Origin of the sequence: Nitrosomonas sp. (assembly GCF_019752415.1) — a bacterium.
In the GTDB taxonomy this organism is placed as follows: domain Bacteria; phylum Pseudomonadota; class Gammaproteobacteria; order Burkholderiales; family Nitrosomonadaceae; genus Nitrosomonas.
In genome coordinates this window covers 71,677-92,616 of the sequence record NZ_JAIEME010000025.1, presented here as the reverse complement: position 1 = coordinate 92,616, position 20,940 = coordinate 71,677, and the positions used below count along the sequence as shown (strand labels likewise).

Genomic DNA, 20,940 nt, shown 5'->3' with positions numbered 1-20,940 from the left:
TTGCTAGTGTGTTTCTATATGAGCGGGAAGTGGTTTAGTTATTCGCCAGAATTTCCATAAATCAGAGCGTGTTATCTCAAAACGCTGAGATGAAGTTTCGTTAAGCGCTGTGAGGGTCAATTGGTTGATTTTTCCTTTCTTAAGTGCCATATATACAGGTAAAAACCAATTTTTCTCCATGTTCACGAGCGCCTCACGCCAGCCATAAGCATCTCTATACTTGGCTTTTCCTTGCAAAGCATCCAATACCACGAGATGATTCCCGGATATTTGGGTTTGGAACCATTCCTGTGCATCGGCAGGTAACTCTGAGTGGCCAGTGTTGCTGGCTAATGCTAGTGCGCGCAGAAGGTCATTATCACTCCATGTATGCGAATAAAGAGAGAGTGTTGATTGCGGCATAGTTCCTCCTCCCCAGAACCAAACACTATTAATAGTCAATTCTCCACGAGATTCACGAGCTTGATTAACTGGGTGTTCATAAAGGAGCATCTGAATCTCATTAAAAATTTTATGCCATGCGATACTTTCAGCACCTGACGGCAAAAAATTATTAATGTTCTTGCATGTGACATGGCTGAGTGTGTGCGTGAAGATCTCTGGCGCTTTTGGGGTTCGGATATACCAACGGTCAGGATGTAATGGGAAGAAAGAGAAATCATGATTTCCCAGACTGAGATTAAGATCCCGTACTATTTGTTCGGCTTCTTCTATAGAAATTTGGAAAGCTTGACTATCAGCTAACATGATATGGTTTTGTTCAATACGTAGGTGGACAGGATCGGCACGCATCCAGAAATCTTTACTTGTTTTTTCCAAAGCGGGTGCGTCAGTGATTAGCATGAGCGGCGCAATAGGCCAGTCATTTTTCTGCTTTGCTACATTAAACTCCTTACATAGCCACGCTTCTATTTCCTGTGGCGGAGTTGTTGTAGCGGTACTTTTTGATAACAGTACTTCTAGAGAAGGCGCCGATAGATCATTATAGATTTCTGTTTGCAAGATATCAGGCCAGAATAGATTGGGAACGAGGAGGTTTAAATTCATTGTGTGGGTGCTGTTGAGTAGTCCTGGAGATTGAGTGAATGCTGCTTATCCGAAGTAATGATATACATTTAAAAAATACTAGGATGATCGATAGGTGGCAACAGATTTTCCAGTCGCTTGGAAAGGCTTCGTATTTACACGTATAATAGTCTAAACACGGGACTTTATTTTAGTTTGAGAAAATTTATCATGCAATGAAGAAGAAAAGTGACAACATTCTCATCCAATAATGTTTAGCTGCCCGGTAATATTTAGTAATCGCACAGATAGTATTCGAATACTTGGAGATGTCATGTATCAGCATATAAAAATACCTAATGATGGGGAAAGGATTCAGGTTAATGAGAATAATTCGTTAAATGTACCTGATAATCCAATAATTCCTTTTATTGAAGGTGATGGTATTGGTGTTGATATTACTCCCGTAATGCGGAGAGTCGTCGATTCAGCGGTTAAGAAAGCATATCTCGGGCAACGCAAAATTTCGTGGATGGAAATCTATGCGGGCGAGAAATCAACACAAATTTATGGGCCTGATGTGTGGTTGCCGGAAGAGACTCTACAAGCCGCTAGAGAGTTTGTGGTTTCCATTAAAGGTCCGCTGACAACACCGGTGGGTGGTGGTATACGTTCGATTAATGTTGCGCTTCGACAACTGCTGGATTTATACATTTGTTTGCGGCCAGTACGTTATTTTAGTGGTGTACCCAGCCCAGTGAAGAATCCGGAGAAGACCGACATGGTTATTTTTAGAGAAAATTCTGAAGATATCTATGCAGGTATCGAATGGGAGGCAGAATCAGAGCCCGCAAAGAAAATAATTGATTTTCTCATTACAGATATGGGAGTGACCAGTATACGTTTTCCTCAGACTTCTGGTATTGGAATCAAACCTGTTTCGAAAGAGGGGACTGAACGTCTTGTCCGGAAGGCAATTCAGTATGCTATTGATAATAAATGCCGATCGGTTACTTTGGTGCATAAAGGCAATATTATGAAGTTTACTGAAGGTGCATTCAAGAAATGGGGCTATGCTTTGGCTGCTAAAGAATTTGGAGCAGAATTGCTGGATGGGGGACCGTGGATGAAATTGCCGCTAGAAAAAGGCAGGGTTATTATTAAAGATGTGATTGCGGATGCTTTTTTACAGCAAATCTTGTTACGTCCAGAAGAGTATGACGTAGTAGCTACTCTGAACTTAAATGGCGATTATATTTCTGATGCATTGGCTGCACAGGTAGGCGGAATTGGGATAGCACCAGGGGCAAACCTTAGCGATTCCATCGCTATCTTTGAAGCAACACACGGTACGGCACCTAAATATGCGGGGAAAGATCAAGTAAATCCTGGTTCAATCATATTATCAGCGGAAATGATGTTGCGGCATTTGGGTTGGGTAGAATCGGCCGATTTGATTATCAAAGCAATGGAAACAACTATTCAAGACAAGATAGTTACCTATGACTTTGCGCGACAGATGACTGATGCTAAACAGGTTTCTTCTTCGGATTTTGGTAGTGCCATGATTGAACGTATGTAGTTGTAGCGTGTGAACAAAGAACAAAGAACAAAGAACAAAGAACAAAGAACAAAGAACAAAGAACAAAGAACAAAGAACAAAGAACAAAGAAAAAACCCCTTGCCATACTAACAAAGGGGTAATATGAGGTTGTATTCTTCTTACTTACTTTATTTCTATTGTTATTGCTACTAAAACAAACGGTCTAAGCCAGTATTTTTATGAAAGTTAAGCGGATTGGATATTAGAGGCCTGTTTTCCCTTCGGTCCTTGAGTGACATCAAAACTCACTTTTTGGCCTTCTTTAAGAGTTTTAAATCCAGACATATTGATTGCTGAGAAGTGTGCAAACAAATCTTCACTGCCATCGTCGGGAGTAATAAAACCAAAACCTTTGGAATCGTTAAACCATTTTACTGTACCTGTTGCCATTTCTACTTCCTATATAAAAACTGGGCCGGAAACCCTAACACTATTTGAATTTCAAGACCATTGACGGATAAAACCGGGACCGCAGAGAACTTGAAGCCAAACGCCATTTGCAGTTTTACGCAAATCCAGGGTTAAAGTCAAGCCGTTACAACATATTTGTGTGCAAGAACTAGGTAATTGTCTCAAGATACTTGAAAATTTTGTCGTAATCGTCAAAGATGTCGATAATGAAGTATTTAGTACAATATATTTTTATAGAAAGAATGAGTAGGGAAAACAGTTATGACGGAGAGTAACCCAGAAGCCGTTATGCTTGTACAGGAAAAAGTTGAACGAAAACCTCCCTCCATGTACAAAATTTTATTATTGAATGATGATTTCACACCTATGGAGTTTGTGATTGAGGTGTTGAAAATATTTTTTTCCATGAATCAAGAACAGGCAACACGAATAATGTTAGAGGTACATATGCAGGGGGTCGGTGTGTGTGGTATATACCCAAGTGATATTGCAAGTACGAAGGTCAAGCAGGTGGTTGAATTTGCTAGAAAAAATCAGCACCCACTTAGGTGTATAATGGAGGAAAACTGAAATGATTGCGCCAGATTTAGAAGTCAGTTTACATATGGCGTTTGTAGAGTCCAGACAAAAACGTTATGAATTCATTACAGTAGAACACTTACTGCTGGCAATGCTGGATAATGCAAGCGCCGCTGAGGTATTAAATGCTTGCTTGGTAGACATTGATGGTTTGCGATCAGTATTAGCGGACCATATTACACGCCATACACCGGTAATCAATGGTAAAGAAGAAGTTGATACGCAACCTACATTAGGTTTTCAGCGCGTCATTCAACGAGCGATATTGCATGTACAGTCATCTGGAAAGAAAGAAGTTACTGGCGCCAATGTTTTGGTATCGATTTTTGGTGAGAAAGATTCACATGCCGTCTATTTCTTACATCAGAGAGGTGTGACCCGTTTGGATGTAGTGAATTACATCTCACATAATATTCGGAAAGTACCGCACGAGAATGACGCTAAAACTGGAAATGAAGGGGACACTGAGCACGAAACCAATTCGAGCGGGGGCGTGCTCGAGAATTACACGATAAATCTCAATCACCTGGCGTTAATTAATAAAATAGATCCCTTGGTGGGGCGTGAGAAGGAGATTGAGCGAGTCATACAAACGTTGTGCCGACGCCGTAAAAATAATCCTTTATTAGTTGGTGAAGCTGGTGTAGGAAAAACTGCAATTGCAGAAGGCTTGGCAAAACGTATTGTTGAAGAAGATGTGCCTGATTTACTTTTGAAGCATCAAATTTATTCGCTTGATATGGGCGCTTTATTGGCGGGCACCAAATATCGCGGAGATTTTGAACAACGCTTGAAAACATTGCTAAAACAGTTAACTGATAATCCAATGGCTATCTTGTTCATAGATGAGATCCATACACTCATTGGTGCTGGTGCTGCTTCAGGTGGCGTTCTGGACGCATCCAATCTGTTGAAGCCGGTTTTAAGTACTGGGCAACTACGATGTATCGGTGCCACAACCTTTAAGGAGTACCGCGGGATCTTTGAGAAAGACCATGCGCTATCAAGGCGTTTCCAGCAGATAGAAGTTAACGAACCCAGTGTAGATGAAACAGTAGCTATTTTACGTGGTTTGAAATCTCGTTATGAACAGCACCATAAGGTTAAATATACTGCCAGTGCATTAGTTTCTGCAGCAGAACTATCGGAACGTTATATTAATGATAGACATTTGCCAGATAAAGCAATTGATGTGCTGGATGAAGCCGGTGCTGCCCAACGTATATTACCAAAATCGAAGAAACGGAAGGTCATCGGTAAAAGTGAAATTGAGAATGTGGTAGCCAAGATTGCGCGAATTCCTCCACAAAATATTTCTGCGAACGATCGCAATAAATTGAAAACATTGGGCCGTGATATGAAAGCCGTTGTTTTTGGGCAGGACAATGCAATTAATGCGTTGACTGCGGCCATAAAAATGTCGAGAAGTGGACTGGGAAATCCGCGGAAACCCGTGGGTTCTTTTCTTTTTTCAGGGCCAACAGGTGTCGGAAAAACCGAAGTGGCAAGGCAATTAGCCTATGCCCTCGGCATTCACTTGCATCGATTCGATATGTCTGAATACATGGAACGTCACGCAGTATCCCGTCTGATTGGCGCACCACCTGGATATGTGGGTTATGATCAGGGGGGATTGTTGACAGAAACAGTAATTAAGCATCCCTATTCGGTTTTATTATTAGATGAGATCGAAAAAGCGCATACAGATATTTTCAATATCCTGTTGCAAGTCATGGATTATGGAACGCTGACAGACAATAATGGGCGTAAAGCAGATTTTCGCAATGTAATCATTATAATGACTACCAATGCAGGCGCTGAATCCCTTACTAGATCTTCGATGGGATTTACAAAATCAAAATTTGCAGGGGATGAATTAATTGATATCAAGAAACTATTTACTCCTGAGTTTCGTAATCGGCTAGATGCGATCATTTCATTTGCCTCTTTAGGTCAGGAAATTATTTTGCGAGTAACCGATAAATTCCTGATTCAACTTGAAACACAACTTCACGAAAAGAAAGTGGAGGCAACGTTTACGGAACAATTACGTAAGTATCTTGCAAAACATGGCTTTGATCCACTCATGGGTGCCCGGCCTATGGAACGGCTTATCCAAGATACGATTCGTAGTGCATTGGCTGATGAATTATTGTTCGGGCGCCTGGTCAATGGCGGTAAAGTAACGGTTGATATTAATAGTGATAGTGATAGTGATGAGAAAGTAAAACTTCTCTTTGAAGAAGAAGCCGCAATTATTTGATCGATAGCTGAGACACTTACAGGAACTGTTCTATTGTTTCATTGTTCTGGAGAAGCAAGCTACAGATTATAGGGTATAAATTTTCTACACTGTTTTTTATCCCTAGTACGGACTGCTTCCGTTCAAACTTACCAGTGGAGCTTGGCAGTTTTTTTACCCAAATTATACGATTACAAGGGATAGTCTCTCCACTTTCTTACAACCACTCCATTTGTATAAATCGGGCGGCAATAAATATTGGTATTGATAAAGAAAAATTCTTCTCTTTTTTATTCTGCTGCTTGTGATCAGCTATCTGCATTTCGGCAGGTAATGGTAATATACGTATTTTCTCGGTTTAAAAATATTTCAAAGGATTGGTATCACCATGTTTTCGCAGAAACAAACTATAGAAAATGTCGACCCAGAAGTATGGCAGGCGATTAAAGGCGAGATACAGCGCCAGGAAGAATATATTGAATTAATTGCATCGGAAAATTATGCAAGCCCCGCAGTTATGCAAGCTCAGGGTTCTGTTCTAACGAATAAATATGCCGAAGGATATCCGACAAAACGCTATTACGGCGGTTGTATGTATGCTGATCAGGTTGAGCAACTGGCTATTGACCGATTAAAGGCACTCTTTGGTGCTGAGTATGTTAATGTACAACCGCACTCCGGTTCGCAAGCCAATGCCGCTGTCTATCTATCAGTGCTAAAGCCCGGCGACACCCTGCTGGGCATGTCGTTGGCGCATGGAGGTCACTTAACGCATGGTTCTAGCGTTAGTATGAGCGGAAAGATTTTTAATTCGATTTCTTACGGCTTGCATCCGGAAACTGAGTTGCTTGATTATGATCAAGTTGAGCAATTAGCCCATGAACATAAACCAAAAATGATAGTTGCAGGCGCCTCCTCCTATGCGAGAGTCATTGATTGGAAACGTTTCCGCAAAATTGCTGATGCTGTAGATGCCTACCTGTTTGTCGATATGGCTCATTACGCCGGATTGGTAGCTGCTGGTTTTTATCCTAATCCTGTTGGTATTGCAGACTTTGTTACGAGCACTACACATAAAACATTACGCGGTCCGCGTGGCGGTATTATTATGGCCAAACCTGAACACGAGAAGGCGCTAAACTCTGCCATTTTTCCACAAACTCAGGGTGGCCCATTGATGCATGTGATCGCGGCTAAAGCGGTCGCATTTAAAGAAGCTGCCAGTAAAGAGTTTAAGGATTATCAGGAGCAAGTAATTGAAAATGCAAGAGTAATGGCAAAAGTGCTAATCAATCGCGGCTTGCGAATTGTCTCAGGACAAACAGATTGTCATATGTTTCTGGTTGACTTGCGTGCGATGAATCTGACTGGTAAGAAGGCAGAAGAATCACTTGAACTGGCACACATTACGGTTAACAAGAACGCCATACCTAATGATCCTCAGAAACCATTTGTTACCAGTGGTATCCGTGTCGGCTCACCAGCAATGACCACGCGAGGTTTCAAAGAACTGGAAGCGGAACAATTAGCCAACTTGATAGCGGATGTGCTTGCTGCACCTGAGGATTCGGCGGTTTTGTCACGAGTGGCTACCGAAGCAAAACGATTGTGTGCAAAATTTCCAGTTTATGGATAGCTTTTCCAAGTTGGCCAGATATTGAAAAATGATCTGACCAACTTGATTAATACTGGCTAAATTTTGTTATGAAATGCCCTTTTTGCTGTGCAGAAGACACCAGTGTGATTGACTCTCGCGTGAGTGAGGATGGCCAGAAAATACGACGGCGTCGGCGGTGCCAGTCTTGTGATAAACGTTTCACGACATACGAAACCGTTGAATTACGTTTACCTCAAGTTGTAAAACATGATGGTAGCCGAGCCGAGTTTGATCGAAACAAACTGTTGACGGGATTTAAACGTGCACTCCATAAACGCCCTGTTCCCACAAGTTATGTGGATGCAGCGATCGACCGTATTGTACAAAAATTTTTAAGCATGGGAGAGCGCGAAGTTTCATCACGTAGTATTGGTGAGAGTGTGATGCAAGAACTTTATAAGCTCGATGAAGTAGCTTATATCCGATTCGCATCCGTTTATAAAAGCTTTCAGGATGTGGATGATTTTCGTGATGCGATCAAAGAAGTACAAAAACCAAATCAATAATTGCAATCGAAGAAAACAACCTAAACCATCCTGATGTTTTACTGGTCATTTATCGGAATGCAGTAGACCGGGTGAATCAATCGCAGTCATATTTTACAATTCCTTAGATGTTCTCTCCCGCCGATTATGCTTTCATGTCGTATGCGCTACGGTTAGCTGAGAAAGGGCTATACGATACCACACCTAATCCGCGTGTTGGTTGTGTGATTACCCATAATGCGCAGATAGTCGGGAGCGGTTGGCATGAGAAGGCTGGACAACCACATGCTGAAATTAATGCGCTGAATAGTGCTGGAGAGGCAGCACGTGGCGCAACAGCTTACGTCACACTGGAACCCTGCGCCCATTCTGGACGCACGCCGCCGTGTGTTAATGCTTTGATTGCTGCAGGCATTGCCAGGATCATCATCGCCATGGAAGATCCTAATCCGCTAGTGTCAGGTCGTGGTAAAGCCTTATTAGAATTGGCTGGAATTGACGTACAGGTCGGTTTATTAGAAGCAGAAGCGAGTGCGCTGAATGTGGGTTTTGTTACACGTATGATTCACAAAAAGCCATGGGTCAGGATAAAAACAGCTGCAAGCTTGGATGGTAAGACTGCGCTGAATAATGGTGTTAGTCAATGGATTACCGGAGAATCTGCACGACAGGATGGGCATCGGTGGCGCGCACGTTCATGCGCCATCCTGACAGGTATCGGTACAGTAAAATCCGATAATCCTCAGTTAACGGTACGTCACATCAAGACACGCCGTCAACCAAAAAAGATTATCGTAGACAGTCATTTAGTAATTCCGTTGGATGCTAAATTACTGCAAGCTGGAGAAGAGGTATTTATCTTTACCGCGAATAATAACAATCCGGAAAAAAATGAGGCACTGAGTAAGATGGGTGTTCGGGTCATAGTTTTGTCCAATGCCAAGGGCCGAGTCGATCTGGGGAAAATGATTACTGCGCTAGCTGATTTTGGAATGAATGAAGTATTGGTGGAAGCTGGGTGTGGACTGAATGGCGCTTTAGTTGAGGCTGGATTAGTTAATGAGATGATTATTTATCTTGCGCCGCATTTGCTAGGTGATAATGCGCAGGGAATGGTTCAGTTACCTGAATTAATGAATCTTGAGAAAAAGAAGACTCTCAGAATAAATGACTTACGCATGGTTGGGCAAGATGTCCGGATAATTGCAAGGTTTCTATAAAATAGATTTTTCTTTATTCACGTAGTGGTTTTTTGGCAAGCTTGCGCTGTAATGTACGTCGATGCATATTCAATATTCTGGCAGTAACTGACACATTGTTATCATTCTCAGTGAGAACGCGCTGAATATATTCCCATTCAAGCCGTCCTACCGATAATGGATGTGCACTGATAGCTATATTCGATTCGCCAGATACACGTTCAAAAGCAGCCATAATATCATCGGCATCTACTGGTTTTGCAAGATAATGGGTAGCACCGAGTTTTATGGCTTCAACCGCCGTAGCAATACTGGCATAACCCGTTAGCATAACAATGCGGGTACCGGGATCCAAGGTTTTCAGTTTCTCAACCAGCACCAATCCGGATTCGCTGGATAATTTCAGATCAACAATTGCGTATTCAGGTGTTGATGCTTCGGCCAGCTTTAATGCATCATCAATAGTATATGCGCACGTTACGCTGAAGCCACGCTTTGTCATCGCTTTTGCCAGCACATCACAAAAAACTTTATCGTCGTCGACAATGATTAAACTGGGATACTCGTTGTTGTCAGTTAATGAAAGTTCGATCATGATGTTGGCTTTAATAGCGGCAAAACGACCTGTGTGCAAGCACCGCCAGTCTCAAGATTGAACAAACGAACACTACCGCCAAAGCGCTCAATATTTGCATTCGCCAGGAATAAACCGATTCCAAAACCTTGCCCAGGTGTCTTACTGGAAAAAAACGCTTCACCAGCGCGTTGCATGGCTTCTGCCGACAACCCTTCGCCATCATCAATAATCTCAAGATGCAACATTAGATTTTCCCAATGACTCTTGATCTCTATGCATTTTGAAGATGCATCTGCTGCGTTATTAAGTAGATTAAGTATGGATTGGCTCAATAGCTGATTGTCCATAATCCTGGGTGTAGGGGGGGTGCCTGTACTTTGGTAAGTAAATTTAACAGAGGGGCGTATCAACTTCCATTTGTCAAGAACCTGATCAAGAAATTCATCGACGGGAAGTTCGCTACCGTTCTCAGTTCTGTCTTGACCCGCTTTGGCCAGTAATTGAGTCAAAGTTTGCTTGCAGTGAGCAATCTGATCACGCAAAATATGAATATTATTCTGAAATTCAACATCATTTTTATATTCTTGGAGTAATTCTCCAGTCACAACTGCCATGGTTGAGAGCGGTGTGCCAAGTTCGTGTGCCGCACCGGCTGCCAGTGTTCCCAGAGCGATAATTTGTTCATTGCGTAATGACTGTTCTCGCGCTTTAGCAAGATCCTGATCCCGATCTCGAATCGAGGAGCTCATTTTAACGACGAACCATGCAATGATTACAGTACTTAATACAAATGCTAACCACATTCCTGAAACATGTAACGCAAATTCAATGAGATGATTGCTATGTTCGTGCGGCAATGGTACATATTTGAATAATAGCAGCGTATAACAAGCAATTGTGACCATAGCCATAACCCATGTATAACGCCAAGGCAGTGTGGCGGCTGCGATCGTCAAAGGCAATAGATATAGTGAAATAAATGGATTGGTTGAGCCGCCACTGAAATACAATAGTGTACTCAATGCCAGAACATCAATCAGCAATTGTAAAAAGAACTCAGTATGAGATACCGGCCATTTACGGTGTAATCGTACCCATGTCAATAGATTTAACAGAGAGAGTATTGCGACGACAGAGATCATTTGCGCCCATGGAATTACAATATCGATGGTCCAGTACACAATTGCAAATGTCAGGCACTGCGCCACGATGGCAATATTCCGGAGCCAAAATAAACGTTGTAAATTTTTACTGAGGGGTGATTGACTGAGGTCACTAAACATTTTGAGGATATCGCAATGAATCTTTTTTAATTGTAAGCTAATGTAGCACATTAGCTTAAATTCTCTTGAAATGCTATGTGACAAATTGTCTCAGGGTAAGTTGAATAGTTGTATCAAAAATTTGATTCGTAATTCGAGCAAAGTTGTTGACATACGACCACATTGTGCTAATGATTGTTTGATTATGTTGCTTTGATGAAGAATCCCTGGTTCTGAAGAGATTTAATCAGCGCGAGTGTTTATCAGAATCATGGTAACCAATAGTTTTTTCGGTTAGAATCGTGGGCTATATTATCTTATGCTAATGAATTAGCATTATCTTTTTGAAATTATTTTATGATTCTTATCCTTGTTCCAGATACCCGGCTGGATAGTCCGGAATATAAACAGTTGTTGGGGCACCTTGCCAATTTCTCAGGGATATCGACGCGCGTTCATACTGAAGTAGGTACTGAACAAACGCTGACAGAGATATATTTAATAGGTAACACTAAAGTGTTATCTATTGAGGATGTTAACTCGCTTCCTTGTGTTGACCGGGTAGTTCGAGTTTCCGAGGAATATCGGGTTTTAGGACGACATAAGAATGATGATCGCCCGACACATTTTGATTATAACGGTGTTCGTTTTGGGCAGGACACGCTGAATGTGTTCGCAGGATTGTGTGCGGTTGATACCATTGAGCACGTTGAAATGATGATGAAGGCATTGCGTGATCAGGGGCAGGTTTGTACGCGAATGGGTGCCTATAAGCCAAGAACCAGTCCTTATTCATTTCAGGGGCATGGCAAAACTTGTCTTCCTTATGTTTTTGATGTGGCAGGAAAGTACGGCATAAAAGTTATCGCGATGGAGATTACGCATGAATCCCACTTGGAAGAAATACGTAATGCGTTGTATCAGACGGGTAATGCAACGGGTGTTATGTTGCAGATTGGGACCAGGAATACACAGAATTTTGAGCTGCTGAAAATTGTTGGCCGTCAGCAGAATTTTCCAGTGCTGATAAAACGTGGTTTTGGTATTACCCTGGACGAATCATTGAATGCCGCAGAGTATTTGGCTTCGGAGGGAAATCGCAAAGTGGTTTTCGGGTTACGCGGTATGAAAACAAATATGGGTGATCCGCATCGTAATTTTGTTGATTTTTCGCATGTACCTGTTGTTAGAAGGTTAACTCGTATGCCAGTTTGTGTTGATCCTTCGCACTCAGTGGGTACTCGCGCAAGCTCGCCGGATGGTATTCTGGACGTTATGCATGTAACAGCTCAGGGTGTCATAGCTGGTGCTAATATGGTGTTGGTCGACTTTCATCCGGCACCCAGCAAAGCATTAGTCGATGGGCCACAAGCACTGCTAATGAAGGAGCTGCCGCAATTTCTGGAAGATATTCAGATTGCACGGGAAGCTTATGAAAAACGTGTCGCATTGACGGCACGCTATCGAGAGATATAAACGCAGTTAAATTTCAATGCTTGAGATCTGTGATATTGAATGCGAAATTCGCTTATCACTGAATTTAGTCTAGGCAAAATATCCATTGATGGAGGATAAATAAATGATCAAAGTACTACTTTCTAATCCCAGAGGTTTTTGTGCCGGTGTGGATCGTGCGATAGAAATTGTTGAACGTGCGCTCACAATGCATGGCGCGCCGATTTATGTGCGCCATGAAGTTGTGCATAACCGTTTTGTGGTTGAAAATCTGGAGAAGAAAGGCGCTGTTTTTGTAGAAAATCTGGATGAGGTGCCACAAGACAGTATCCTGATTTTTAGTGCACACGGTGTATCGCATGCTGTCCGGCGAGAAGCTGCAGATCGCAAATTGAAGGTATTTGATGCGACCTGTCCACTGGTTACCAAGGTTCATGTGGAGGTAGCCAAGATGCGCAAGGATGGAAAGGAAATCATTATGATTGGTCATCAAGGCCATCCGGAAGTTGAAGGCACGATGGGGCAAATTGACGGTGAAAACAAAGGAATGTATCTAGTAGAAACAGTGATGGATGTTGATGTCTTGAAAGTTAATGACGAGGCCAACTTAGCTTATGTGACACAAACTACTTTGTCAGTTGATGATGCTGCACGCATTGTCGATGCCTTGAAAAGACGATTCCCTATGATCACCGGTCCTAAAAAAGATGATATTTGCTATGCCACGCAGAATCGCCAGGATGCCGTTAAGAAAATGGTGGATCAATGCGATTTGGTCATTGTAGTGGGTTCTCCCAATAGTTCAAATTCTAACCGGCTATGTGAAGTGGCAAGAAATGCCAATGTGGAAGCCTATATGGTAGATCGCGCCGAACAATTGCAGGAAGATTGGTTTCTTGGAAAGAAAATCATCGGTATTACGGCAGGAGCTTCTGCCCCGGAAATACTGGTACAGCAAGTAATATCCCGGCTCAAGCAAATCGGAGCCGAACAAATCGGTGAAGATGTGATGATAGAAGAGTTAAGTGGTGTTGTTGAATCGGTTGTGTTTCCATTACCAAAGGCCTGATAACTAATCTATGTTCCATCCCAGTTGATAGGGAGTGGTATCAAAAGGTTGCGGGGTGCTCGTTATCTCATTAACCAGGATCTCAGCACTAACTGGTGCCATTGTGACGCCATAGCGAAAATGACCGCTGTTGATAAATAAATTTCTGATCAGCGGATGTCGAGCAATAGTAGGGATGTTGCCCGGTGATGCTGGACGCAATCCTGCCCAATGTTGCTTTATGGGCATTTTGTGAAGTTTTGGCAAAATAGCCTGCGCACGTATTAACAGATTGTCATGTGCTGATATTGTCGTCTGTTTATCAAAACCCACGTCTTCGAGTGTACTGCCAATGAGTAAATGGCCATCCCGGCGAGGGATGATATATAAATCATTTTGTACAAGAATGGCATGTACGGGTGGTGTATCAAACTTAAATAACAGCATTTGTCCTCTTATCGGTTTGATATCCAGTTTAAGTGCGTGTTTCCCTAATACTTCTTTGCTCCATGCGCCTGCACTAACAATAGTGTAATCTGCAATAAACTCGCCGCAAGACGAAGTAACAGACTGAATTCGCTTATGTGCTATTTTCAGGGTATTCACTGTACAGCTTTCTATGATTTTCCCACCTAATTGCGCAATTCGGCTAAGTAAAGCGCGTAATAATCTTGGATTACGTACTTGTGCAATATCAGGCAAGAATAAAGTGCGATCAAATGTTCTGCTGGTATGAGTCTCAGTGTTGTTTCCGATGGATGGAGTACCCAGTATTCCTCGGTGCTCTATTTTAATTTTTCTTTTTGAACACCATTGCTGTGCAAATTCTACATCGTAGGGTGGCAATATCAGCATACCGGATATTTGATATTCCGGATCAATTCCAGATGCTTTGTGTAAGACTGAAATCCAGGCCGGAAATTGTTTCACGCTATAGCTAGTAAGGCGTGTGACATCATCTGAATAATCCCATGGACAAAGCGGAGATAAAATACCTCCGCCTGCCCAGGATGATTCTTGCCCAGCTTTATTGCGCTCAAGTATCGTAACTTTCGCACCTTGTAATAGCAGGCGCTCTGCCGTTGCAAGCCCTATGATTCCTGCACCAATGACGATTACATCTTGTTTCATGATGGATTGTGCCTGCTTTTATGACGATAAAGAATTAATTAAGTTGGCTTTGCTGTGATTGTAACCTAGTGCAATGATTCTCTCTAAACAGCACTTTATTAGCTAGTTCTGGAGCGATCAACTATAAGCCCAGATTCCTTGGAGTTTTGCACTTAGATTTTAAGAATCCCAAAAACACTTAAGTAAACCTAAATTCTGACCGTAACTTCTAGTAATTCTGTTTGGAGTTGAAAGGAAAGTGATTAGTCGAACCGTCCATATGGGTTTTACATTAGTAGAGTTATTAGTTACGTTAAGTGTGGCAAGTATTCTGTTAACGATGGCCGTGCCCAATTATCGGGTATTTGTACAAGATAACCTTCTGATAACACAGGTTAATAGTTTTCTGTCGGCGATGATGCTTGCGAAAAATGAGGCTATCAAGAGAAGTGGTTTTGCGACCATTTGCCCCAGTACAAATGGCACGAGTTGTGCCGGTGGAACTGTCTGGTCCAATGGCTGGATAGTTTTTGCAGATGTGGATGGTGATGGTGCAGTGGATGCAGGTGAAGAGATTATTCATGTCGGTTCGGCGTTGTCAGGTGGCAATACACTAACATCCAATGGTGTTCGCACAAGAGTAACATTTGCAGCAAGCGGTTTTTCAATTGGTTTTTTTGCCACTTTCTCTTTGTGTGACAATCGTGGTACAAGCGCTTCGCGGGCTCTAGTCCTTAACAATCAAGGCCGGTTACGTACTGAAGTAGGAACAGGTGCATGTTAATGAATCCTGGTCTTAATTCTATTAGATCAAGAAAGCAGTCTGGTTTCAGTATGTTGGAGGTTCTCATTACTGTGCTGATACTTTCTTTTGGATTGCTGGGAATGGCGAGCATGGTGACCACCGGTATGAAAAGCAACAACACGTCACATTATCGCTCAGTTGCGACGCAACAAACCCAGGATATTGCAGATCGGATGCGTGCCAATTTAACTGGTGTACGCAATGGATCCTACAATAATCTTGCAACGAATATTCCTACTAGTAGTGATTGTGCTGCCGCAGCATGTGATGCTACTCAGATGGCTGTTTATGACCATGCGCAGTGGAACGCGGCTAATTCTATAGTATTACCTGGGGGACTTGGGACAGTGGCTGGTAATTTGGCGCTCGGTTTTTTAATCACAGTCATGTGGACTGAAAAGGAAATGGGGAACACATCGGATCCTAGATGCCCAGTAGGCACACCAGCCGGCACACGGTGCTTCTTGACGCAGTTTTCGCCTTGAAACTGGCATCCATATGCCCATCATATTTAATCAAATATGCACATAATAAATAATTTTTCACCCAAAATACAACAGGGTTTCACTTTGATTGAGTTAATGATCGCTTTGACAATCAGTCTGGTATTGCTATTGGTTATTGGAACAACCTTTGTAAGCAGTCGTCAAGCCTTTCGTGTGCAAGAAGACAACGCGCGTATTCAAGAAAGCGGTCGTTTTGCACTCGAGATACTAGGGCGCAGTATCAAGCAAGCAGGGCATGTGGATTTTCCGTTCACAGGTTTTAAGGTTGAGTTTGATGGCACAGCGATTAATGGGACAGCAGGTGCCGCAGGGGTAGCGGATACACTCACTATACAATATGACGGTGCTATTGATGATAGGGATTGTGAGGGTAATCCAGTGACTGCAACAGGCACTATCATCCAGAATCACTTTAATATCGACGCAGTAAATGCACGATTACAATGTGATGGCACTATTGCTGTTGCGCCAGTTGCACCGGGTGCGCCGCCTTCAGGCATAGAATTGGTCGAAAATGTGGAAGATCTCCAGATTCTTTATGGGATTGATACAAATGGAGACCAATCAGCGAACCAGTACGTGGCATTGCCAGCCAATTGGGATCAAGTTGTTACCGCCCGTGTTTGTGTACTGGTTCGCTCTGAAAAGACCAATATTGTTTCTGCTGGAAGTTACTTGAATTGTAATGGCGCTGCGGTTGCTGTTCCAACTGACCGGCGATTAAGGCGTGCTTTTTCCGCCACATTCAATTTGCGCAATCGAGTCAATATCTCGCCATGATCATCAGATTTAATTTGCCTCAAAAACAACGCGGAGCGACTTTTGTTACGGGATTGATTTTTCTCGTTGTATTAACCATGTTTGGTGTTACGGCAATGAAAACGGCGAGCATGGAAGAACGCATGTCGGGTAATTTGCGGGACCGTAATATCGCGCTTCAAGCGGCAGAAATGACGCTACGTTATGCAGAACAGCATATTCGTGATAACGATCCGACAACTAATACACCAAGTCCGATTGATGGGGTGGTCGACTTTGACACTACTTGCACAGCAGGATTGTGTTACTACGGTGCAGGGGCTGTAGCACCCAGTCCGGCCTGGGTGACCTACTGTACGCCAAATTGTCCTATTAGCTATGTAGCGGGCACAGTTTTCCGGGTAGACGGTGTGGCCTATACAGCACCCGCATTGCCCGCGGGTTTGCCTGCACCGACTTACATCATTGAGGGGATAAAAAAAACACCACCGGGTAGCGGTGAGCGCTATTACTACCGCATTACTGTACGTGCGCAGGGTCTCAGACAAGGGACAGTGGCTCAATTACAGGAAATATTCAGGCCGTAGTGTCTCTAGGTATCGAGTAATCAGAAAGGATGTTGAAATCATGCACGAGAATCTAATACGTTCAATACTATTGACTTGGTCTTTCGTCTTACAGATTTTCTGGGCAAGTCAAGTTTACGCATTGCCCCCATTATCGAATGGCCCATTATTCTTGGGTGGAAATATCTCTCCCAATGTGATGTTTACCCTGGATGACTCGGGATCAATGCACTTCGAGATCATGCCGGAGGACTTGATTCTCCAAGAAGTACGCTACATGTTTCCCCGTACGTCAGGTGTTTATGGTTCGGATGATTACAGCAATTATGTCGTCGACTTTGACTCTACTAACAAATACACCGCTTCATTGCGCTCCAGTTACGTCAACAAAATTTATTACGATCCTACCGTAAGATACCAACCCTGGAGTAATTCTGATGGATCGCTGATGAGTAATGCCAGTCCTACTTGTGCTTATCACAATCCATACAATACTGCGATAGGTTGCCGCGATCTGACGGCTAACAATACACAAACTGCGGCTTGGTTGAAAAGTGACGGAACCCTGTCTTCCAGTTCATCAAAAACTTTCTATCCTGCAGTGTATTTCAAATATAACAGTGGCAGTATTAATGATGCTACCAGTTATACACAGGTAGAAATCAAATCTTCAATATCTACATATGCCGGTGGTACCAATCGTTTAGATTGTGCTGCCGTGACTACCTGTACTTATAGTGAAGAGATTCAGAATTTTGCGAATTGGTATACCTACTATCGTTCTCGCGTATTGTTAGCCCGTGCAGGTGTTGGCAAAGCATTTTCCGAACAAGGAAATACCATGCGCGTAGGCTTTGCGGCCATTAATAAAGGCTCCACAACGATAGATGGCGTGGCGACGAGCGTTGTAAAAACTGGTGTAAGGCAATTTACAGGTACAGATAGAACGAATTTCTTTACCAATCTTTATGATCATGATATTCCAGCAGCAGGAACACCGCTGCGGCAGGCAGTGATTGCAGTGGGTGAATACTTCAAAAGAACTGACGATCAAGGTCCTTGGGGTGAGACACCAGGTTCAACCGGAGGCACGCAACACGTATGCCGTCAGAATTATAATATTCTGATGACGGATGGCTATTGGACAGAAGGCTCTGTTTCGAGTTTAGATAATTCCGATAACTCGTCTGGCTCTACTATCACAAATCATTCTTCTCCGGCAACGCCAGCCTCTTATACCTATATCCCGGCGCTTCCCTATTCAGATGCTTATGCTGACACATTAGCAGATGCCGCAATGCAATATTGGAAAAATGATTTGCGCACCGACTTGCTCAACAAAGTACCAACCAACCCCTCAGATCCTGCTTTCTGGCAGCATATGGTCACTTTTACAGTGGGTTTAGGGGTCACTGGATTACGCACTACATTACCATCGGGGTCGGAGTCATGGCCTGATCCAACCACGAGCAATGAGGCAAAGATAGACGATCTCTGGCATGCTGCCGTGAATAGCCGAGGTGCTTTTTTTAGTGCCGCTGATCCGACCATGTTTGCAAATGCTTTATCGAATACATTGTCACAGATCATCGCGCGGACAGGCTCAGCTTCCGCAGTGGCTAGCAATTCCAGTACACTCAGGACCAATGGACGTATTTACCAGGCGAAATTTAATAGTGGTGATTGGAGTGGTCAATTATTATCGATTCCTATTGATGCAGCCGGGAATAGGGGAATCCCAGAATGGGAAGCCGGTTCAGTTTCATTGGGCCCTGCTACTGTCAACTCAACATCGCGGGTTGTGATTACAAAAGGCAGCACAGATGGTGTTGCATTCGAATATGCTAACTTAACAGATGCCCAGAAAACGCTGCTTAATAAAAATGCAGCCGCAACTGCTGATAACTGCGGACCGGAAAGAGTCGCTTTTTTGCGTGGTAGCAGTACCAATGAAGGTTTAAGCGGGACATTTAGCTGCGCAAGCGCTACGACAGTTAATAAATTCCGTAGCCGTGCCACGAGTAAGCTCGGCGATATTATTAATTCAAACCCTTTCTATGTGGGTAAACCCAGCGCAGGATACTCCAATGTAGATCATGCAGGCTACGCAGCGTTCAGCGCCGCCTATAAAAATCGGCTGCCAATGGTATATGTAGGCTCCAATGACGGTACGCTGCATGGCTTTAATGCTTGCATTCCCGGGGTAACCTCGGGTTGTGTGGTTGCAGATGCCGGGAAGGAATTAATTACTTATATTCCCAGTGCGGTATTTGCGAATTTAAGTCGATTGTCTGATAAGGATTACAACGCCAACCATCGCTATTTTGTCGATGGTTCTCCCATGGTGGCTGATACGTATAACAGCTCTACATCAAGCTGGAGAAGCGTGCTGATTGGCAGTCTAAATGGTGGCGGCAAAGGCTTCTATGCGCTTGATGTGACCAATCCGTCGGATACATCCCAGTCAGCGCCCATCTTTTCCGCTGCGAATGCAGCAAGCCTGGTTCTGTGGGAATTTTCTGATGCCGATGATGTGGATATGGGTTATAGCTACAACCAGCCGGTAGTAGATCCATATAACGGCCAAGCCAAACAAATTGTGAAAATGGAGAATGGGCAATGGGCAGTTATTGTCGGCAACGGTTATAACAGTGATAACGGTAAAGCAGTACTTTATATAGTTTTTATAACAGGGGGGGAAGATGGTAGTTGGACACTTGGCACAGACTACATCAAGCTCGTTGCCAATGCCGGTCCTGGTAATGGTCTTTCTACACCGATGCCATTTGATTCTAATGGAAATGGTAAAGTCGACGTCATTTATGCGGGTGACATCAAGGGTAATTTATGGAAATTTGATGTGAGCACTACGACGCCTTCGAGCTGGAATGTGGCAATAAGCGGTTTACCATTATTTATCTCGGGTATCACTAAGCCCATTATTGCTCCACCCGCAGTCAGTCTTCATCCGAAAGGAGGGCAACTGGTCTTATTTGGTACGGGTAAATATCTTGAGACAGCCGACACTACCAATACTGCGGCACAAACTATTTACGCCGTATGGGACAACGCCACCACGGCTACTGTAGCAGCCGGCAACCTGGTACAGCAGGTATTCACGGATGCCACAATCCGAACAGGGACACAAAACGCGGTGACTTATTCCGCCACAATAAAAGGCTGGTATTTGAATTTGCCGATCAGTGGTGAACGCGTAACTGGTGCGCTGAGTCTGGAAGATGGCCTATTTGCATTTACTACGATCGCACCCTCCACGTCGCCGTGTGATTTTGGTGGAAGAGGTTTTGTGAATACTATTGATTTCTTAACAGGCAGTATGCTTCCTTTTCCTGCGTTTGATATTAATAGAAACAGAACAATTGGTTATGATGACGGTTTGTCAGCAGGCATAGAAATTAGTTTTTCTCCTGGCGGCGTGACAAGAATTAGAGGGAACGCGGATGATGTTCTCATATCTTCTGGACCAGATGGGACATTAATTCAAACAACAGCAACAAAAGGGCTTGCCGGGCTTCGCGGGCGGATTACTTGGCATGAGCTGGTACAGTAGCATTCTTGTAGAAGTAACATCAATCGCGCATACCGAGTAATTAAAGCAATCGTATTTCGCAAATGTAACGATTCATTAAATTAGAATGATATAGGATAAA

At 43.3% G+C, this 20,940-nt stretch carries 18 protein-coding genes; 13 read left to right on the top strand and 5 right to left on the bottom strand.

Going from position 1 to position 20,940, the window contains the following annotated elements:
- Window positions 1-3 precede the first annotated feature (3 nt).
- The gene (locus K2P83_RS05130) at window positions 4-1,047 is read right to left on the bottom strand and encodes a phosphoglycerate mutase (RefSeq protein ID WP_292926935.1); all 1,044 of its coding nucleotides are present in this window, start codon (window positions 1,045-1,047) and stop codon (window positions 4-6) included.
- Window positions 1,048-1,339: 292 nt separating this feature from the next.
- Between K2P83_RS05130 and icd the strand changes: the two genes are divergently transcribed.
- Window positions 1,340-2,587: an NADP-dependent isocitrate dehydrogenase gene (icd, locus tag K2P83_RS05125; RefSeq protein ID WP_292926933.1), complete on the top strand. Its 1,248-nt coding sequence runs from the start codon at window positions 1,340-1,342 to the stop codon at window positions 2,585-2,587.
- Between the two features lie 207 nt (window positions 2,588-2,794).
- Here the strand turns inward: icd and K2P83_RS05120 are convergent, their stop codons facing one another.
- Window positions 2,795-2,998 (bottom strand): cold-shock protein, encoded by a 204-nt coding sequence (locus tag K2P83_RS05120; RefSeq protein WP_013964362.1) that lies wholly within the window; start codon window positions 2,996-2,998, stop codon window positions 2,795-2,797.
- 282 nt (window positions 2,999-3,280) lie between these two features.
- Here K2P83_RS05120 and clpS point away from each other — a divergent pair, with 282 nt between their 5' ends.
- From clpS to ribD, 5 genes are all read left to right on the top strand, one after another.
- Window positions 3,281-3,589 carry an ATP-dependent Clp protease adapter ClpS gene (gene clpS, locus K2P83_RS05115; RefSeq protein ID WP_292926931.1) on the top strand — a complete coding sequence of 103 codons (309 nt, stop codon included), beginning with the start codon at window positions 3,281-3,283 and terminating at the stop codon, window positions 3,587-3,589.
- A 1-nt stretch (window position 3,590) separates the two neighbouring features.
- Window positions 3,591-5,861, top strand: a complete 2,271-nt coding sequence (clpA, locus tag K2P83_RS05110) for an ATP-dependent Clp protease ATP-binding subunit ClpA (RefSeq protein WP_292926929.1) — start codon at window positions 3,591-3,593, stop codon at window positions 5,859-5,861.
- A 367-nt stretch (window positions 5,862-6,228) separates the two neighbouring features.
- Entirely contained in the window at window positions 6,229-7,476 is a 1,248-nt protein-coding gene (gene glyA, locus K2P83_RS05105) for a serine hydroxymethyltransferase (RefSeq protein ID WP_292926927.1), read from the top strand.
- 68 nt (window positions 7,477-7,544) lie between these two features.
- Entirely contained in the window at window positions 7,545-8,003 is a 459-nt protein-coding gene (gene nrdR / locus K2P83_RS05100; protein WP_292926925.1) for a transcriptional regulator NrdR, read from the top strand.
- A gap of 107 nt (window positions 8,004-8,110) precedes the next feature.
- On the top strand, window positions 8,111-9,202 hold the full coding sequence (gene ribD, locus K2P83_RS05095; protein ID WP_292926923.1) for a bifunctional diaminohydroxyphosphoribosylaminopyrimidine deaminase/5-amino-6-(5-phosphoribosylamino)uracil reductase RibD: 1,092 nt from the start codon (window positions 8,111-8,113) through the stop codon (window positions 9,200-9,202).
- Window positions 9,203-9,215: 13 nt separating this feature from the next.
- Here the strand turns inward: ribD and K2P83_RS05090 are convergent, their stop codons facing one another.
- Window positions 9,216-9,776, bottom strand: coding sequence for a response regulator transcription factor (locus K2P83_RS05090; RefSeq protein WP_292926921.1), 561 nt, complete (start codon window positions 9,774-9,776; stop codon window positions 9,216-9,218).
- On the bottom strand, window positions 9,773-11,041 hold the full coding sequence (locus K2P83_RS05085; protein ID WP_292926919.1) for an ATP-binding protein: 1,269 nt from the start codon (window positions 11,039-11,041) through the stop codon (window positions 9,773-9,775). The genes K2P83_RS05090 and K2P83_RS05085 overlap by 4 nt, the downstream gene beginning before the upstream one ends.
- A 336-nt stretch (window positions 11,042-11,377) precedes the next feature.
- Here K2P83_RS05085 and K2P83_RS05080 point away from each other — a divergent pair, with 336 nt between their 5' ends.
- Both K2P83_RS05080 and ispH read left to right on the top strand, forming a co-directional pair.
- A complete protein-coding gene (locus K2P83_RS05080) occupies window positions 11,378-12,496 on the top strand; it encodes a 3-deoxy-7-phosphoheptulonate synthase (protein WP_292926917.1) in 1,119 nt (372 codons plus the stop codon).
- A 103-nt stretch (window positions 12,497-12,599) separates the two neighbouring features.
- Window positions 12,600-13,544 (top strand): 4-hydroxy-3-methylbut-2-enyl diphosphate reductase, encoded by a 945-nt coding sequence (gene ispH, locus K2P83_RS05075; protein ID WP_292926915.1) that lies wholly within the window; start codon window positions 12,600-12,602, stop codon window positions 13,542-13,544.
- A gap of 3 nt (window positions 13,545-13,547) precedes the next feature.
- On the opposite strand, the gene thiO is transcribed toward ispH, so the two are convergent.
- A complete protein-coding gene (gene thiO, locus K2P83_RS05070; RefSeq protein ID WP_292926913.1) occupies window positions 13,548-14,654 on the bottom strand; it encodes a glycine oxidase ThiO in 1,107 nt (368 codons plus the stop codon).
- Between the two features lie 238 nt (window positions 14,655-14,892).
- On the opposite strand from thiO, the gene K2P83_RS05065 reads away from it, so the two are divergent.
- Genes K2P83_RS05065 through K2P83_RS05045 form a run of 5 tightly spaced genes read left to right on the top strand, consistent with a single transcriptional unit; the run spans window position 14,893 to window position 20,840 of the window.
- Window positions 14,893-15,417 (top strand): GspH/FimT family pseudopilin, encoded by a 525-nt coding sequence (locus K2P83_RS05065; RefSeq protein WP_292926911.1) that lies wholly within the window; start codon window positions 14,893-14,895, stop codon window positions 15,415-15,417.
- Window positions 15,411-15,923 carry a type IV pilus modification protein PilV gene (gene pilV, locus K2P83_RS05060; protein WP_292926909.1) on the top strand — a complete coding sequence of 171 codons (513 nt, stop codon included), beginning with the start codon at window positions 15,411-15,413 and terminating at the stop codon, window positions 15,921-15,923. Before K2P83_RS05065 ends, pilV begins: the two co-directional genes overlap by 7 nt.
- A 36-nt stretch (window positions 15,924-15,959) precedes the next feature.
- Entirely contained in the window at window positions 15,960-16,724 is a 765-nt protein-coding gene (locus tag K2P83_RS05055; RefSeq protein ID WP_363279386.1) for a PilW family protein, read from the top strand.
- The gene (locus K2P83_RS05050; protein WP_292926905.1) at window positions 16,721-17,290 is read left to right on the top strand and encodes a PilX N-terminal domain-containing pilus assembly protein; all 570 of its coding nucleotides are present in this window, start codon (window positions 16,721-16,723) and stop codon (window positions 17,288-17,290) included. The genes K2P83_RS05055 and K2P83_RS05050 overlap by 4 nt, the downstream gene beginning before the upstream one ends.
- 40 nt (window positions 17,291-17,330) lie before the next feature.
- Window positions 17,331-20,840, top strand: coding sequence for a PilC/PilY family type IV pilus protein (locus K2P83_RS05045; protein WP_292926903.1), 3,510 nt, complete (start codon window positions 17,331-17,333; stop codon window positions 20,838-20,840).
- Window positions 20,841-20,940: the final 100 nt, after the last annotated feature.